General features: G+C 63.7%; 16 protein-coding genes. 8 read left to right on the forward strand and 8 right to left on the reverse strand.

Annotated features, from left to right (window positions below; genetic code table 11):
* Positions 1-10 precede the first annotated feature (10 nt).
* Entirely contained in the window at positions 11-781 is a 771-nt protein-coding gene (locus tag IVB31_RS06870; protein ID WP_247320161.1) for a hypothetical protein, read from the forward strand.
* Positions 782-806: 25 nt separating this feature from the next.
* Here the strand turns inward: IVB31_RS06870 and IVB31_RS06875 are convergent, their stop codons facing one another.
* Together IVB31_RS06875 and IVB31_RS06880 are read right to left on the reverse strand one after the other, a co-directional pair.
* Complete coding sequence (locus IVB31_RS06875) at positions 807-1,436, reverse strand: glutathione S-transferase family protein (protein ID WP_247320163.1); 630 nt, start codon at positions 1,434-1,436, stop codon at positions 807-809.
* Positions 1,437-1,588: 152 nt separating this feature from the next.
* Complete coding sequence (locus IVB31_RS06880; RefSeq protein WP_247320165.1) at positions 1,589-1,891, reverse strand: helix-turn-helix domain-containing protein; 303 nt, start codon at positions 1,889-1,891, stop codon at positions 1,589-1,591.
* 27 nt (positions 1,892-1,918) lie between these two features.
* Here IVB31_RS06880 and IVB31_RS06885 point away from each other — a divergent pair, with 27 nt between their 5' ends.
* The 5 genes from IVB31_RS06885 to IVB31_RS06905 all read left to right on the forward strand — a co-directional run bounded on the left by IVB31_RS06885 (position 1,919) and on the right by IVB31_RS06905 (position 6,284).
* Positions 1,919-2,902 carry a threonine/serine dehydratase gene (locus IVB31_RS06885; RefSeq protein ID WP_247320168.1) on the forward strand — a complete coding sequence of 328 codons (984 nt, stop codon included), beginning with the start codon at positions 1,919-1,921 and terminating at the stop codon, positions 2,900-2,902.
* 10 nt (positions 2,903-2,912) lie between these two features.
* Positions 2,913-3,350, forward strand: a complete 438-nt coding sequence (locus IVB31_RS06890) for a DUF6636 domain-containing protein (protein WP_247320170.1) — start codon at positions 2,913-2,915, stop codon at positions 3,348-3,350.
* Positions 3,351-3,393: 43 nt separating this feature from the next.
* Positions 3,394-4,002, forward strand: a complete 609-nt coding sequence (locus IVB31_RS06895) for a hypothetical protein (protein WP_247320172.1) — start codon at positions 3,394-3,396, stop codon at positions 4,000-4,002.
* A gap of 447 nt (positions 4,003-4,449) precedes the next feature.
* Positions 4,450-4,902, forward strand: a complete 453-nt coding sequence (locus IVB31_RS06900; protein ID WP_247320174.1) for a hypothetical protein — start codon at positions 4,450-4,452, stop codon at positions 4,900-4,902.
* Positions 4,903-4,907: 5 nt separating this feature from the next.
* A complete protein-coding gene (locus IVB31_RS06905; RefSeq protein ID WP_247320176.1) occupies positions 4,908-6,284 on the forward strand; it encodes a Dyp-type peroxidase in 1,377 nt (458 codons plus the stop codon).
* An 85-nt stretch (positions 6,285-6,369) separates the two neighbouring features.
* On the opposite strand, the gene glpK is transcribed toward IVB31_RS06905, so the two are convergent.
* A complete protein-coding gene (gene glpK, locus IVB31_RS06910; protein WP_247320178.1) occupies positions 6,370-7,875 on the reverse strand; it encodes a glycerol kinase GlpK in 1,506 nt (501 codons plus the stop codon).
* A gap of 172 nt (positions 7,876-8,047) precedes the next feature.
* On the opposite strand from glpK, the gene IVB31_RS06915 reads away from it, so the two are divergent.
* On the forward strand, positions 8,048-9,406 hold the full coding sequence (locus tag IVB31_RS06915; RefSeq protein WP_247320179.1) for an MBOAT family O-acyltransferase: 1,359 nt from the start codon (positions 8,048-8,050) through the stop codon (positions 9,404-9,406).
* Position 9,407: 1 nt separating this feature from the next.
* Positions 9,408-10,301, forward strand: coding sequence for a hypothetical protein (locus tag IVB31_RS06920; protein WP_247320181.1), 894 nt, complete (start codon positions 9,408-9,410; stop codon positions 10,299-10,301).
* Between the two features lie 14 nt (positions 10,302-10,315).
* Here IVB31_RS06920 and IVB31_RS06925 read toward each other — a convergent pair whose 3' ends face one another.
* The 5 genes from IVB31_RS06925 to pimA all read right to left on the reverse strand — a co-directional run bounded on the left by IVB31_RS06925 (position 10,316) and on the right by pimA (position 16,792).
* Entirely contained in the window at positions 10,316-11,089 is a 774-nt protein-coding gene (locus tag IVB31_RS06925) for an SDR family oxidoreductase (protein WP_247320182.1), read from the reverse strand.
* Between the two features lie 148 nt (positions 11,090-11,237).
* Positions 11,238-12,380 carry a pimeloyl-CoA dehydrogenase small subunit gene (gene pimD / locus IVB31_RS06930; RefSeq protein WP_247320184.1) on the reverse strand — a complete coding sequence of 381 codons (1,143 nt, stop codon included), beginning with the start codon at positions 12,378-12,380 and terminating at the stop codon, positions 11,238-11,240.
* A gap of 181 nt (positions 12,381-12,561) precedes the next feature.
* Positions 12,562-13,752, reverse strand: coding sequence for a pimeloyl-CoA dehydrogenase large subunit (pimC, locus tag IVB31_RS06935; protein WP_247320186.1), 1,191 nt, complete (start codon positions 13,750-13,752; stop codon positions 12,562-12,564).
* Between the two features lie 161 nt (positions 13,753-13,913).
* Positions 13,914-15,101 carry an acetyl-CoA C-acyltransferase gene (locus tag IVB31_RS06940; protein WP_247320187.1) on the reverse strand — a complete coding sequence of 396 codons (1,188 nt, stop codon included), beginning with the start codon at positions 15,099-15,101 and terminating at the stop codon, positions 13,914-13,916.
* The gene (gene pimA / locus IVB31_RS06945; RefSeq protein WP_247320188.1) at positions 15,098-16,792 is read right to left on the reverse strand and encodes a dicarboxylate--CoA ligase PimA; all 1,695 of its coding nucleotides are present in this window, start codon (positions 16,790-16,792) and stop codon (positions 15,098-15,100) included. Before pimA ends, IVB31_RS06940 begins: the two co-directional genes overlap by 4 nt.
* Between the last annotated feature and the right edge of the window lie 85 nt (positions 16,793-16,877).

Here is a 16,877-nt window from a genome sequence, read left to right on the forward strand (position 1 = left end):
GTCAGCTCTGTTGTCCGGCAAAACCATAGCCTTCAATTGGGCCTGGTTGGCAACGGGATTATTCGTCGCGATCGCGATGGTTGCTGGGACGGCTTGGTACATGTGGCCGCGTCCCGGAAGGGCGGCGATCACAGCGATCGTCAACGATGCCGGATATCTGGAGATCGTCCCCCCGAACACGTTCGGTGGCCCGGGGACGATCAATACGGTCGAATTTTTGGGCGATCAGAAAGTCAAGTTGCATCCGACATGCGATGCCCGCCCCGAACTGCTTGTCAACAAGGTCAAGAGATCCCCAACGATCGCCCGTGACTGGCAACTTTCGATCGAAAAGAAGCTGTCTGCTTCCGAAGAATTCCGGGACAAGTTGAACGCGGGTGTCGGGATCAACGAAATCAGCTCCATCCACCTGAAACTCGAGAACACCACCCTTCAGTCGATTTCCGAGGAATCGATGCTCGTGGCACGTAGAGCCTTGCTGAAGGACACGTGCGAGGAGGTCGTTCTGCTGAACATCTCGACCGGCGCCATGGTGTGCCAGACGCAATCGGTCCTGGAGGCCGATCTTGTCTACGAAATCAAATACCGAGACACGGTATCCGTGGAGGAGCGTGCCAAACTGACGTCGACGGTCGCGGCAAAGCTCAATCTGGATGCCAGCCAGCAGGCCGCCGATCGGATCTCAGGTGCCCAGTTGTTCTTCGGCGTCATACTGGCGCCAAACGCAATCATCGCTGGCGCCAAGCCAGGCACGCTCAAGTGTACCCACTTGAACAAGTAGGGGCAGCCCGCTCGCAATGCCCGTCTCACCCCTTCGGCGGCGCCAAGGGCTGGACGATCTCCATGAATTCCGGTAGCGCCTCGCAGCGCTCAGAATGCGCCGTGAGCGCCGGATAGCGTCCCGCGTCGAACAATTGCGGATGCGCCTCGCGGGTGAAGCGGATCACGCAGGCGACCGCGATGTCGGCATGGCCGATGCGGTCACCCAGCCAGTACGGCGTCGGTATCTTGGCGCGTTCCGCTTCCAGCACGCCAAGCACGTCCGCGATTTGCGCCTGACAGCGCTCGACCCACAGCGCAAGCGGCTCCTTCCGCAGCACGCGTTCATAGAGCAGGCTCACCGCCTTGTCGCCGAGGCCGGAGGCGAGCGCGCAGATGCGAAGGTGCCTACGCCGATCAGCGCCGTCCCGCGGCAGCATCGCTTTCTCGAGTCCCACGAGTTCGTCGAGATAATCCAGAATGATCGTGCTCTCGATCAGGACCTCGCCGTCGTCGAGCACCAGCGTCGGCACGCGGCGCAGCGGATTATACGGCGCGATCTTGTCGGCATCGCCGAAGGTCGACCACGGCCGGTGCTCGAAGGGGAGCCCGTAAAGCCGGAGCGCAAGCGCGACGCGGCGGACGAAGGGGGAGTCGTATTGGCCGATCAGGAACATAGCTGTCGCTCTTCTCGCTTGTTGGATACGGCAGGGCCGATCAGTCTCGACGAGAAGAGTGCCGCCGCACAAGGAAGATCTTGGAAATAGAGCATTGCGCCAGCTGCAATGGCGCTCTCGTCAGCATCACGCCCAAGGCGCGCGTTCTACGCTCAAAGACCGTCCTGGATCGAGCGCTTGATGGCAGCGATGGCGGTCTCGTTGCGCTTGTACATCGTCCACTGCTTGACGCGCTTGGCGCGCACCAGCTTTGCGGCCGTCAGCACCCGCATGTGCTCGCTCAACGTCGGCGCGCTGACGCCGAGCTTCTCGGCGATCAGCAATCCGCAGACGCCGTCCTCGACCAGATCGCCATCGGCCTGCTCGCGAAAATGCTTCCGCGGATCCCGCAGCCATTCCAGGATCTGCAGGCGGCGTTCGTTGGCGAGCGCGCGCAAAGGGACGGCGAACTTCATTTAGCTATTTTGCTAATTACCTAATTGATGTCAACACCCGGATGCGCTATCAAGGACGGCATCATGAGAGCGACAATGGACATCACGCGGGTGCGGATTGCGGCGACCGAAGCGGTCATCCGTCCGCATATCAGGCGCACGCCGCTCATCCAGGCCGATCTTGCCGATTTTGGCCTGAAGCCCCTGCCCGTCACGTTCAAGCTCGAGATGCTGCAGCATTCCGGATCGTTCAAGGCGCGGGGCGCCTTTGCCAATCTGCTATTACGGCAGCTGCCGGAGACCGGTGTCGTCGCCGCATCGGGCGGCAATCACGGCGCGGCGGTGGCTTATGCGGCGCAGCGCCTCGGTGTTCCAGCCACGATTTTCGTGCCCGACATCACCTCGCCGGCCAAGGCCGAGCGCATCAAAGGCTATGGCGCGAAACTCGTGATTACGGGCAGCCGCTATGCGGACGCGCTCGCCGCGAGCGAAATCCATGTCGCGCAGACCGGCGCCATGGCGGTGCATGCTTACGACCAGGTCGAGACCTTGCTCGGTCAGGGCAGCGTCGGAATGGAGCTGGAGCAGGATGCAGCGGGCATCGACACGGTGCTGGTCGCAGTCGGCGGCGGCGGCCTGATCGGTGGTATGGCAGCCTGGAGTGCCGGCAGGACGCGCATCGTGGCGGTCGAGCCGGAGCAATCGCCAACGCTTCACGCCGCCTTCGCGGCGGGCGCGCCGATCGATGCGCCCGCGGGCGGCATCGCCGCCGATAGTCTGGCCCCGCGACGTGTCGGACAATTGATGTTTCCGATTGCGCGGGCCCATGTCGAGCAAGTCGTCCTGGTCGCCGACGACGCGATCCGGCAGGCGCAGGCGGCACTGTGGTCGAGCCTTCGCGTGGTGGCCGAGCCCGGCGGCGCCGCCGCATTTGCCGCTTTGCTCTCCGGCCGCTATCGTCCCTCTCCCGGCGAGCGGGTCGCGGTGCTGGTCTGCGGCGCAAACACCACGGCAGTCAATTTCAACAGCTAGCGAGCTTCGCATGATTGGGTATCGCGGACTCATCCTGACGGCGATCCTGCTGACGTCAATCCTGCTTGCCCTGGCCGGCCACGGCGTCCACGCGCAGGACCGCCCGATCGGCTTTTTGACGCCGTCGAAAAACATCGCCTGCCAATTTTTCGCCGACAACGGCCAGGGCGTGCTCCGCTGCGATATCATGAACCTGGAGACGCGCCCGCGCCGGCCCGCCGATTGCGAACTCGAATGGGGCAACGCCTTCGAGATGAGCGCGAAGGGAGCCGCAGGCCGCATCTGCGCCGGCGACACCATCATGGATCCGTCCCTGCCCGTGCTCGCCTATGGCGAGGTCTGGCAGCGCGCGGGATTCACGTGCCGATCGGAGCAGACGGGACTGACGTGCTTCAACGCGATGCAGCGCGGATTTTCGCTGGCAAGGGCGGAGCAGAAGGTGTTTTGATCGTGCTTCGCGTGCTCTTGATCAATGCACGGGGTCGATCACGATGGGCGCCGCACAGGGCCAGATCGACGTGACTGCCGACAAACCTCCCTCGCTGAGTATCCTGGGCGTCTACTCTTTCAGCGCGGACAAGGCCAACTACGCCCGCATAATCCAGGAACTGGTCGATTCCCACGACCCGCCCAATTTCAGCGAAGAGGTTAAGGCCATCCTGCGCAATGCCGGCAGGGGCAACGAGCTCGTTCCGCTGCCTGATGAGGATCGACAGGAGCTAGAGCGCGATCTGCGATTCTATTTGGACGGCGCCGCCCTTCTCGAGGTGCTGGTCACGAGCCCGGACTCACGATTCACCGTCAGAGACTTTGCCCAGGTCGATCCGACAAACCCCAAGGATCACTCGGAGATGGCGTGGAACGAGACGTTCCTGACCGCGGATGGCGAGACGGTGATCGAGGCCGACTACAGGCAAAGGCTACCTGCGCCGAGCCAGTATCGGGTCGTGTTCGTCATCCATCGATGGGAGCCACGTCTCCCACTGCGCTCCAGCTACGGAGAGCTTCAAGCTCCGCCCACCCTACAGAAGCTGTCCGAGCGATTGTGGCGTCTCGCTCCCTATGATCTTCCGGAACCAAGTGCTCGTGCGATCCGGTGATCCCGGACCGCGTATGCCGATTCGAAGAACGACGGCGGCGGCCCACTTCGTCATTGCGAGCGTAGCGAAGCAATCCAGTATCTTTCCGCGGAAGCAACCTGGATTGCTTCGTCGCAGCAGCGCGACATTGCTTCGCACTTTTGCCGCGAGCTCCTCGCAATGACGGTGCGGAGGCAGCTGCGCGCTCATCAATGATCGGCACATGCCGCGCCGCCGTGCGCGAGTGCCGTCGCGGCGGATCGTCCGCCACCTCAATCTGCCGCCGCTCGCATTCACCAAGCGAAACTCGCTGCGCAGGAATTGTCCGCGGCGATCAGTGAAGCAGATCACAAATTGTAGTTGTAATCGTGCTAGAATACAGGCGGAAGGCAAGTGAGGTAATATATGCAGCCATTCCGCACATGAGCCGTTCGCAACGGTTCTGGCGGATAACAGGGAGGAGTTGCCATGACCGTTGTAATGAAAGTTGGGAAGATCAGCGCTCTCACCGCCATTACCAAGATCCTTCCCGATCATGCGGCGGCTTTACGCCAGACACTCCAGGGGCTCACCGCTGCAAGCGGCGGCAAAATCGCTTCTCTCGGGACGATCCATATCGTGCGTTGGGTCATTTTCGACAATGATACGCGTTTGCTATTCGCGACGAATTTCGATGGCGACGTGGAAGACTATATGCGTGATTTCGCCGAGCGCGCCCCCGAAGGAATCGACGCGATCTGGGGCCATTGCGAGGGATATCCGGGAGCGCGCGATTATCCAAAACTGCGCGATTACATTCTTGGCAGCGCCATCGAAACCACCGGTTATTATTGTGCCTATCCAAATTCCACCGTCGCGGACATCAACAAGGCGCTGGCCTGGAAGGCCAAGTTCGACACGTTCCTTGACCAGATCGGTTGACGGGAATGGCTGCGCAATCCGCTGCCGGCGACCTGGATCGGAACGATATCCAGGGGATGGCGATGCGGCCGTATCGCTTCCCGTTTGCGCATTATCATCTGCTGAACGTGAGCGACCCGGTGAAAGCCCGGCGATGGTTCAGTGGTGTCGCCGGGCGATGCACCAGTGTGGCTGGTCTGGACGCACCGCCTTCGATGGCTTTCAACGTCGCCCTCTCGTGGCAAGGTTTGTCGGCGGCAGGTCTGCCAGAGGCCAGCTTGTCGAGCTTCCCACAGGAATTCCAGCAGGGAATGGCTGCGCGGGCCGATCGGCTCGGCGATGTTGGCGATAGCGCTCCGGCGCGGTGGGATGCACCGTTCAACGAGAGAGTGCACGCACTCGTCGTGGTGAGTGCGATGACGATCGCGGATCGCGATACGGCTTCGACGGCATTGTTGTCTGATTTGCGCGATAACGGCTTGACTGCAGTTGGTGCCATCGATGCGAAATTACTGGCCGGGCCAGATGGCAGGCTCGTTCCGGTCGAGCACTTCGGCTATCGTGACGGAATTACGCAACCCGCCATCGAAGGCAGTGGGGAGCCCGCCTTGCCCGGCGCGGGCATTTCGGACGCAAATGGTTGGCGAGCCCTGAAGGCCGGCGAGTTCGTACTCGGGAGGCCCGATGAGACTGGTGCAGTCCCTGACTTGCCCACACCGGCAAGTTTCACCGGCAACGGCACCTTCGTGGTGTTGCGAAAGCTACATCAGCATGTCTGGGCCTTCCGCAGTTTTCTGCGAAGCTCCGCAACCGATGAGGCCGACGTCGCGCGCGTGGCGGCGAAGCTGATGGGACGCTGGCAAAGCGGCGCACCGCTGGCTCTGGCAGCAGAGCAGGACGACCCGATGCTCGCCAGAGATCCAGTGCGAAATAACGAATTCACGTATTCCGACGACTTGCGGGGAACGAGCTGCCCGATCGGGGCACACGTGCGGCGCGTCAATCCGCGTTCGGGGCTGGCGGGCCCGAATGGTACATCCGTCCATCGGCATCGGCTGCTGCGCCAGGGTTTGCCCTACGGGTCGCGCCTGCCCGCAGATGCGACTGCTGATGACGGCGCCGAGCGCGGCGCCATCATGCTGCTGGTCAACGCCGACATCGCGCGTCAATTCGAGTTTGTTCAGAAGGTCTGGATCAATGATGGTGACTTCGCCGGACTGGAGAATGACAAGGATCCAATAATCGGCGGCAACGACGGGAGCGGGACGTTCACGATTCCGCGTGTCGGAGCGCCGCGGCGTCGATTACCCGGACTGCCGGCGTTCGTGAGTACACGCGGCGGAGAATACTTCTTCCTGCCGGGCATCGCAGCATTGCGATCCCTCGCAGACAGGGCCTCATGATTGATTCAGGCTGAGTTCTCCAATGGCCTTCCAAGGAGAACGAAATGGCGTGGAAACCGAATCAATCGTCGCCGCGGTCGCGCGCCTACCCCTCCCCCTCGTCACTCGCCAGCACGCCCTTCACCGCCCTCGCCCAGCCTGCAAGCTTCCGCTCGCGTGTCGCCTGGCTCATGTTCGGCTTGAAGCGATGCTCCAACCGCCAGTTGTCGGCGAATTTCGTCGGCTCGGGATAGACGCCGGCCTGGAGGCCGGCGAGATAGGCGGCGCCGAGCGCGGTGGTCTCCTGAATCACGGGGCGATCGACGGGGGCATCGAGCAAGTCTGCGAGCCGCTGCATGGTCCAGTCGGATGCGGTCATGCCGCCGTCGACGCGGAGCACGACGCTGGCGGTTTCCGAGCTCGGCCAGTCCGCGCGCATCGCGGCCCAGAGATCGAACGTCTGATAACAAACACTCTCCAGCGCGGCATGGGCGAGCTCGGCCGGCCCGGTGTTGCGAGTGAGGCCGAACAGCGCGCCGCGCACGCGCGGATTCCAGTAGGGCGCGCCCATGCCGACGAAGGCCGGCACCAGATAGACGCTCTGCATGGAATCGGACTGGTCGGCAAGAGGTCCGGTCTCGGCGGCGTGCTTGATGATGCCGAGGCCGTCGCGCAGCCATTGCACCGCCGAGCCCGCGACAAAGATCGAGCCTTCGAGCGCGTAGGTCCGCTTGCCGTCGAGCTGATAGGCGACGGTGGTGAGCAGCTTGTTCTTGGAGACGACGGGCGTGGTGCCGGTGTTGAGCAGGGCAAAACAGCCGGTGCCGTAGGTGGACTTCATCATGCCCGGGCGGAAGCAGGCCTGACCGATGGTCGCGGCCTGCTGGTCGCCGGCGATGCCGGAGATGGCGATCGCGCCGCCGAACAGGTCAGGCGTGCTCTCGCCGAAGCGCGCCGATGAATCCTTCACCTCGGGCAGCATCGAGCGCGGCACGCCGATGATCTCCAGCAACTCGTCGTCCCACTGGCCGGTGTGGATGTTGAACAGCAGCGTGCGCGAGGCGTTGGTGGCGTCGGTGGCGTGTACCTTGCCGCCGGTGAGACGCCAGAGCAGATAGCAATCGACGGTGCCGAACATCAATTCGCCGCGCGCGGCGCGGGCGCGCGCGCCGGGGACGTGATCGAGGATCCAGGCGATCTTGGTGCCGGAGAAATAGGGATCGATGATCAGCCCGGTCTTCTGCGAGATTACCGGCTCGCGGCCGTCGGCTTTCAGTCTGGCGCAGATGTCGGCGGTGCGGCGGTCCTGCCAGACGATGGCGCGGTGCACGGCCTGCCCGGTGGCGCGGTCCCACACCACGGTGGTCTCGCGCTGGTTGGTGATGCCGATCGCGGCGATGTCCTTTGCGGTGATGCCGGCCTGCTCGATCGCCTCGCGGCAAACCATCACGGTCGAGGTCCAGATGTCCTCGGGCTCGTGCTCGACCCAACCGGAGGCCGGAAAATGCTGCGGAAATTCCTGCTGTGCACGGGCGGCGATCGAGATGTCGCTGCGAAACACGATGGCGCGCGAGGAGGTGGTGCCCTGGTCGATGGCGAGGACGAAAGACATGGCGGATTACCTTGGCGGTTTCCTGACAGGGTCGTTGTGTTGCGCCAAAGGGAGCGGATTGGAGGCGGAAGGTCAAGCCCGCCGCGGTCATCGGGGCGAGCGACAACGCATATGGAAGGACTAGGACGGAGACTACGAAAATGCTACACGCTGGGCGTTCAGATGGGGCGGCATGACTTTCACTTCCTTTCAGTTCGGCGTCTTCGTCGCGATCGTGTTTGGCATCTATTACCTGCCGCCACTGCGCAGTTTCCAGGTCCCGCTGCTCGTCCTCGCAAGCGTGTTCTTCTACGGCTTCGGCCAGCCCTGGTTGCTGCCGCTGCTGCTCGTCGCGGTGCTGGGCACCTATCTCTGCCGGGTGCTTGCGTTCGAGAACCGAACCGTCTGGATGCCGGCCGGCATCGTCTTCAACCTCGGCCTGCTGGCGTTCTTCAAGTACAAGTTCCTGTTCGTTGACCCTGCCGCGGCCGATCTGACCGGCGTCGCGCCGATCGACGTCCTGCTGCGGCTGCCGCTGCCGATCGGAATCTCGTTCTTCGTGTTCCACAACATCAGCCTGCTGGTCGACCTGACGCGCGAGAAACGCGCCGTGCGCCTGCGCGAGGTGTTCCTCTACATCATCTTCTTTCCGCAGCTGGTGTCCGGCCCAATTACGCGTGCGGCCCAGTTCATGCCGCAGATCGTTCCCAAGCGGATCGGTGACGTCGCCTTCGTCGAGGCCGCGAAGTGGATCCTCGTCGGCTATTTCTTCAAGCTGTATGTGGCGAACAATCTCAACGAGATGACGTCCTATATGGACTTCCCGCTCTACGAGACCCTGCGCACGCAGGATCGTTGGCTGCTGGTGTTCCTCTACAGCTACCAGATCTACGCCGACTTCTTCGGCTACTCGGCGATTGCGCTCGGCCTCGGCCTGCTGTTCGGCTATCGCCTGCCCGTGAACTTCAACCTGCCCTACATCTCGGTTTCGTTCTCCGAGTTCTGGACGCGCTGGCACATATCGTTGTCGAGCTGGCTCAGGACCTATCTCTACATTCCCCTCGGCGGCAACCGTCATGGACCGGCACGAACCGGTCTCAACATGATGATCGTGATGACGCTTGGCGGACTCTGGCATGGTGCAAGCCTGAGCTACGCCCTGTGGGGCATGGCACACGGGGTTCTGCTGGTGATCGAACGACCGTTCCTGAAACTCATGGGGGACGGACGCCCTGCGGTGCGGGTGATCCGGATGGGCATTGTGTTCTTCTGCGTCACGATACTCTGGATCTTCTTCAAGCTGCCGAACTTCGACCACGCGCTCAGCTACCTCAAGGGCATGTTCGTGGCAACGGACGCGCCCAATCCGCCAAAACTGTTCACCAATCTCGCCCTGCTCTACGCCTTGCCTGTCATCATCCAGCATGTCGGCATCGGTGCGCTCGTCGAGGGCCGGTTGCGGCGATGGGAGCCGTATCTCTATGGCGCGCTCGCGGCGCTCGCTTGTCTCGAGGCGGGGCCCGACAGCACTTTCATCTACTTCCAGTTCTGACATGCAGCAGGAATCGACGGTTTCATGGCTGGTCAAATGCGCGGTGGTTGCCGCCGCGCTGCTGCTTGCCTGCGGCCTCGCCACGGCGCGCTTCGGCTCTGCCCTGCAGCAGCCGGCGGTCACCTCCCGCGGCGGCAGCCTCATCAGCCTCAATAGCTACGTGCGGGATCCCACGCCTGATATCGTGGTGGTCGGCAGCTCGATCGCCTGGCGCCTCAAGGAGGAGTATTTCTCACCTCCGCGCGTCCGCAATCTCTCACTGGCCGGCGGCTCGCCGTTGACAGGTCTCGAGATCGTCGCGAACCGGCCGAACTCGCCGAAGATTGTGCTGATCGAAACGAATGTTCTGAGCCGCGAGCCGGACAGCGCGCTGATCGAGAGATTCTCCGGCGGCGCACGCACGGAAGCGTTGTTCTTGCGCCCGGTGCGAACCGCCATCGCGGGCTATGAAACATGGAAGCACGGTACGCCCAATCCCGCCCGGGCGCAGGTCGAGCGGGATCGCCTCCTCCGCCAGCCGCCGAGTACGTTCGACAACAAGGTCTATCTCGACCGTGCGCTGGAGCAGATGAACGAAGGCGACTCGACCGTGCCGGCTCGCGCCAATGTGGTCCGCATCAGGCAGCTCATCGACGAGCTGCAGCGGCGCGGCACCCGCGCGTTTCTGGTCCACGTTCCGTTTGCGCCGGAGATAGAAGGCTCCCGCATGGTCCGGATGACCAACGAGATCGTCAACGAAGCCTTCCCGGATCGCGGGCTTTGGCTCCCGATCAATCCGCCGCGAAGCGAGCTGCGCTGGGACGACGGCGTGCATCTCGACGAACGTTCGGCCCTGATCGTCGCACGCGCCATCGAACGCTCCTTGGCCGAGCGGGACAGCGCGCGCCGCCCGTAGCGGAGGAGCGGCGACTACGGCGCCGCGGTGGTCACGCCGCCATCGATGACGATGGTCTGGCCCGTCATGAAGCTCGAGGCGTCCGAGGCGAGGTAGGCCACGGCGCCGGCGATTTCGTCGGGTTCGCCGATGCGGCGGAGCGGCGTGGTGGCGGTGCGGCGCTTGAGATTGGCTTCGTCTTCCCACAGCGCGCGGGCGAAATCGGTCTTGACGAGGCCGGGCGCGATGCAGTTGACGCGGACGCCTTTCGGGCCCCATTCGCCGGCGAGCGAACGACACAGCGCGAAGTCGGCGGCTTTCGAAATGCCGTAGGCGCCGATCACGGTCGAGCCGCGCAGGCCGCCGATCGAGGAGATGATGACGACGGAGCCGTTACCGCGCGCGGCCATCTGCGGGATCGCGAGCGCGGAGAGCCAGATGTTGCTCTTGACGTTGCTGCCCATGATCTTGTCGAAGGCCTCGTCGGTGATGTCGAGCAGCGGGCCGTAATACGGGTTCACCGCCGCGTTGCAGACGAGGATGTCGATCTTGCCATAGTGCCTGGTGGCGCCCGAGATCAGCGCCTCGACCTCATCCTTGCGCGCGATATTGCAGGGGATGACGGTGGCCTCGCCGCCGGCCGCATTGATGCCGTCGGCGACCTCCTTGCATGCGTCAGCCTTGCGGGAGGAGACCACGACTTTCGCGCCGAGCTTGGCGAGCAACTCCGCGGAGGAGCGGCCGATGCCGCGGCTGGAGCCGGTGACCACGGCGACCTTGCCGGTGAGATCGAACGGGGTGTTTTTCATTGATGTTGCCTCGCCGCGTCCACTTGTTCGGTGTCATCGCCCGGCTTTGACCGGGCGATCCAGTATTCCAGAGACGGCGCGGCTGGAATCGAGGGGCTGCGGCGTACTGGATCCCCCGCTTTCGCGGGGGATGACAGTCATGGTGTGGTCAGACCAACCCGCCACCATCCGCCACGCGGCGCAGGTGGTAGTCGGTGTCGCCGAACGAGTTCTCGATCATGGTGAGGCGCTTGAAATAGTGGCCGATCTTCGCCTCCATGGTCATGCCGATGCCGCCGTGGAGCTGGATCGCCTGCTGTCCGACAAACTTCAGCGACTTGCCGATCTGCACCTTGGCTGCGGCGATCGCGTTGCTTCGCTCCTTGGCGTCCTCGAAATCGCCCGCCATGGTCGCGAACATCGACATCGACCTCGCCTGCTCGGCGGCGACGAACATGTCGGACGCTCGGTGCTGGAGGCTCTGGAATGAGCCGATCGCGACACCGAATTGTTTTCGCGTCTTGAGGTACTCGACGGTGGTCTTGAGCGATTCGTCCATCAACCCGACCGCTTCGGCGCAGAGTGCGATGCGAGCCTCGTCCACCACACGCTCGATCAGCGCGAGCGAGTCGTCGGGATTGCCGAGCGCGGCATCGGCACCGACCTCGACGCCGGTGAAGGTGATGTCGGCAGCGTGCAGGCCGTCCTGGGTCGGGTACGACTTCTTGGTGACGCCCTTGGCGTCGGTCGGCACCAGGAACACGCCGATGCCGCTCTTGTCGCGGCGGTCGCCCTTGGTGCGCGCGGTGACGATCAATGTGTCGGCGTTCTCGCCGTTGAGCACGACGAATTTTTCGCCGTCGATGACCCAGCCGTCGCCCTTCTTCTTCGCCGTCGTGGTGACGTCGAACAGATCGTAGCGCGAATTCTTCTCGAGCTGGGCAAACGCCAGCGTCTTGCTGCCGTCGACGATGCCGGGCACATGCGCGGCCTTCTGCGCATCGGAGCCCGCATGGCGCAGGAAGCCGCCGCCGATCACGACGGTTGCGAGATAAGGTTCGAGCACCAGCGCCTTGCCGAGCGCTTCCATCACGATCATGGTCTCGACGCCGCCGCCGCCGAAGCCGCCATCGGCCTCTGCGAAGGGCAGACCGAGCAGGCCCTGCTCGGCGAGCTTGCCCCAGACGGCTTTGCTCCAGCCGCCCTTCTCCTTCATGTAGGTCTTGCGGCGCTCGAAATCGTAGGAATCGGTCAGCAGGCCGTCGATGCTGTCCTTGAGAAGCCGCTGCTCCTCGTTCAGATCAAAATCCATGGTTCTCTCCAAATCGGCGGGAATTGCCCTGCCGTCGCCTCATCCTCAAACGTCGTCCCCGCCTTGTGCGCAATTGCGCACCGGGGCGGGGATCCAGTAAACGCAGCCACCCATCGTACTCACGACCGCCGCGGCGTACTGGGTCCCCCGCTTTCGCGGAGGACGACACCGTCATTGTTGATCAAAGTCCCAGCACCGCCTTGGCGATGATGTTGCGCTGGATCTCGTTGGACCCGCCGTAGATCGAGACCTTGCGGTTGTTGAAATAACTCGGCGCGATCTGGGCGGTCCAGTCCATGGCTTCGTTGGAGCCGTCGTCGCCGTGCACATCGTAGGGCGCGGCGAACGGGCCGATCACTTCCATCAAAAGCTCGGTCGTGGTCTGCTGGATATCGGAGCCCTTGATCTTCAGCACCGAGGAGGCCGGATTGGGCTTGCCCTTGCCGTGCTTGCCTTCGTCGGCGACGACGCGCAATTGCGTCAGCTCGAGCGCCTTCAGCTCGATCTCGCAGGCCGCGAGCTTGTCGCGGAAGGCGGCGTCCTGGATGATCGGCTTGCCCGCGGATTCGACCTTGGAGGCGAGATCGCGGATGCGGCGCAGTCGCTCCTTGGAGACGCCGACACGGGCGATGCCGGTGCGCTCATTGCCGAGCAGGAATTTTGCGTAGTCCCAGCCCTTGTTCTCCTCGCCGATCAGGTTCTCGATGGGGACCTCGACGTCATCGAAGAACACTTCGTTGACCTCGATCCCGCCGTCGATGGTCTGGATCGGACGCACGGTGACGCCCTTCGACTTCATGCTGAAGACGATGAAGGAGATGCCCATCTGCTTCTTGGCATTGTTGTCGGTGCGGCAGAGGCAGAAGATCATGTCGGCGTGCTGGGCCAGCGTGGTCCAGGTCTTCTGGCCGTTGATGATCCATTTGTCGCCCTTGCGCTCAGCCTTGGTCTTGAGCGAAGCGAGGTCGGAGCCGGAACCGGGCTCCGAAAAACCCTGACACCACCAATCGTCGACATTGGCGATGCGCGGCAGATATTGCTTCTTCTGCTCCTCGTTGCCGAAGGTGTAGATGACGGGGCCGACCATGCTGACGCCGAAGGCGAGCGGCTGCGGCGCCGGATAGGACTGCAGCTCCTCGTTGAAGATGTAGTGCTGCACGGAGGTCCAGCCGGTGCCGCCATATTGCTTCGGCCAATGGCTGACGCCCCAACCCTTCTTGTTGAGGATGCGCCACCACGTCACCATCTCGTCCTTCGAGAGGTGGCGGCCCTCGACCAGCTTGCGCCGCGTATCTGGCGGCACGTTGTCGCGGAAGAATGACCGCACTTCCTCGCGAAACGCCTGCTCTTCCTTCGTGAATGCAAGATCCATCGGATCCTCCTGTTTCCTCGTCGTCCTGGCGAAGGCCAGGACCCATTTCCACCGGCCTTCGTTTTGCGAAGGCAATTGCCATCTGCGCCCCAAACTCCGGTTGCGGAGTATGGGTCCCGGCTTTCGTGCGCAATTGCGCACTAGGCCAAGACGACAGTGAGTTACTGCAACACCTCAAAAAGTCCCGCCGCGCCCATGCCGCCGCCGACGCACATGGTGACGACCGCGTACTTGGCCTTGCGGCGGCGGCCTTCGATCAGGGCGTGGCCGGTGAGGCGTGCGCCCGACATGCCATAGGGATGGCCGACCGCAATCGCACCGCCGTCGACATTGATCTTGTCGGGATCGATGCCGAGCTTGTCGCGGCAATACAGCACCTGCACGGCGAAGGCTTCGTTCAGCTCCCACAGGCCGATGTCGTCGACCGTGAGGCCGTGACGCTTGAGCAGGCGCGGCACGGCGAAGACCGGACCAATGCCCATCTCATCCGGCTCGCAGCCAGCGGAGACGAAGCCGCGGAAGATGCCGAGCGGCTTGAGCCCGCGCTTCGACGCTTCCTTGTCGCTCATGATCACGCTGGCGCTGGCGCCGTCCGAGAGCTGGCTGGCATTGCCGGCCGTGACCGAAAAACCTTCGCCGCGCACGGCCTTCAGGCCAGCGAGGCCTTCCGCGGTGGTCTCCGGGCGCGGGCCTTCGTCCTGCGACAGCGTCACGTCCTTGAAGGAGACCTCGCCGGTCGCCTTGTCCGTCACTGCCATCTTCGTGGTGATCGGCGCCAGCTCGTCCCTGAACTTGCCGCCCTGTTGCGCTGCGGCGGTGCGGCGCTGGCTTTCCAGCGAGTATTCGTCCTGCCTCTCGCGCGAGATGCCGTAGCGCCTGGCGACGATTTCGGCCGTGTCGATCATGGGCATGTAGACCTCGCCCTTGATCTCCAGCAGCGCCGGGTCCTGGGCGTGGAAGCCGTTCATCTTGTCGTTCTGCACGAGGCTGATCGACTCGCCGCCGCCGCCGACCGCGATCTCGACGCCGTCAAAAATCACCGAGCGTGCGGCGAGCGCGATGGCCTGCAGGCCCGAGGCGCATTGCCGGTCGATGGTGGTGCCGGCAACGGTGACGGGCAAACCAGCCCGGAGCAGCGCCTTGCGCGCGATGTTGCCGCCGGTCGCCCCCTGCTGCAGCGCCGCCCCCATCACGACGTCCTCGACCTCTTTCTGATCGATTTTCGCGCGCGCGACGGCTTCGCCGATGGCGTGGCCGAGCAGGGTCGCGCCCTCGGTGGCGTTGAGCGCGCCGCGATAGGCCTTGCCGATCGGGGTGCGGGCGGTGGAAACGATGACGGCGTCGGTCAAGAGCGACCTCCTGATGCAAGTTGGGTAGCAAGCTGGGTGGATTGTGCTGGTTTCTGCTGCTGGCGCAACTCGTGGCGCGACAATTTGCCAACCGGCGTGCGCGGCAGATCGTCGACGAACGCGACCTCGGCCGGCAGTTCGTGCTTGCCGAGCTTGCCGGCAAGCTGCGCGCGCAGTTCGTCGAGCGAGAACGGTTTTGCATCCGGCCTGAGCTTGATGAAGGCCTTTGCGGCCTCGCCCCGGTACTGGTCGGGAATGCCAAGCACGATCACCTCGTGCACGCCTGATATGGTGTAGATCGCCTGCTCGATCATTTGCGGATAAACGTTGAAGCCGCCGGAAATGATCATGTCCTTCTTGCGATCGACCAGGAAGAAATAGCCGTCGGTATCGACGTAGCCGATGTCGCCGGTGAGGAAGCGGCCGTCGACGAAGGCCTCCGCGGATCCCTCCGGCTTGTTCCAATAGCCCTTGGTGACGTTCGGTCCCTTGATGCGGATCTCGCCGACTTCGCCCGGCGGCAGCACTTTTGTCGGATCGTCGAGCGCGACGACGTCGAGCTCGATCCCGGGCAGCATCAGGCCGATGGAGCCGGGCTTGTCGGGACCTGTAGACGGATGGCCGGTGCCGGGCGAGCAGGTCTCGGTCATGCCCCAGCCGCTGCGCAGCTTCTTGCCGACCTTGCGTTCGAAGAAGTTCGCGATCTCCACCGGCAGCGGCGCGCCGCCGGAGCCGATGGTGGCGAGCGAGGAGAAGTCGCGCTTGTCGAGACCGGGAAGGGCTGCGATCGCGATCCACATCGTCGGTACGCCCGGGAAGTAAGTGGCGCGCTTCACCTCGATGTCGCGCATCACCGCTTCGACGTCGAAGCGCTGATGCAGAGAGATCAGATGACCGCGGCGGAGCGAGGACAGCAGCACCACGGTGAGCGCGTAGATGTGGAACAGCGGCAGCACGCAGATCACGCGCTCGATCACGTCACCGCGCGTCGCCCGCGACGGCTTGCCCCAGACGTCGTAGATCGACACCGCCGAGGTGAGATTGCCGTGCGTGAGCATGGCGCCCTTGGGCAGACCGGTGGTGCCACCGGTATATTGCAGCAGCGCGACGTCGTCCGCCGTCATCTGCGGCCATCGCATCGGCGCAGTCGCGCCTTCGACGAAAGCCTTGAAGGTGACGATGCGGGGATCGTCCGGGATCGCCGCCTGCGGCGTGCCGACCTTGCCCCAATCGTCGTCCTCGCAGACGATCAGGCGGTCGATCAGGCCGTTGTCCAGGAATTTCAGCGCGGTCGGCAGCAGTGCGGCGAGGTTGGAGGTGACGAGCAGGCGCGACCCGGAATCGGAAATCTTGTGCGTCAGCGCGATCTCGCCGTCGAGTGGCGACAGATGCGCGACCCGCGCGCCGGCCTTCAGCGCGCCGAAGAAATTGACGGGGTGGTCCGGCGTGTTGCCGAGGAACAGCGCGATTGACGAGCCCTTGCCATAGCCGGCGCGCAGGAATGCGGCAGCTGCACGCTCGGCCATGGCGGCGAGCTCGGTGTAGGTAATCGGACGATCGCGGAATTCCAGCGCGGTGCGCGGGCCGTATTCGGCGGCGGCGTTCGCCAGCAGGTCAGGCAGCGTGCCCTGTACGATGGATTCGTCCCAGCGCACGCCCTCGGGATAAAACTGTTCGCCGGGATGGGTCATTGGCGATCGATACTCTGCGGACGTAAGGCTGGTACGGACAGACGGGCTCCCTCCCCCCTTGTGGGGGAGGGTTGGGGAGAGGGGT

It is taken from the genome of Bradyrhizobium sp. 21, assembly GCF_023073335.1.
Taxonomy (GTDB): Bacteria; Pseudomonadota; Alphaproteobacteria; order Rhizobiales; family Xanthobacteraceae; genus Bradyrhizobium.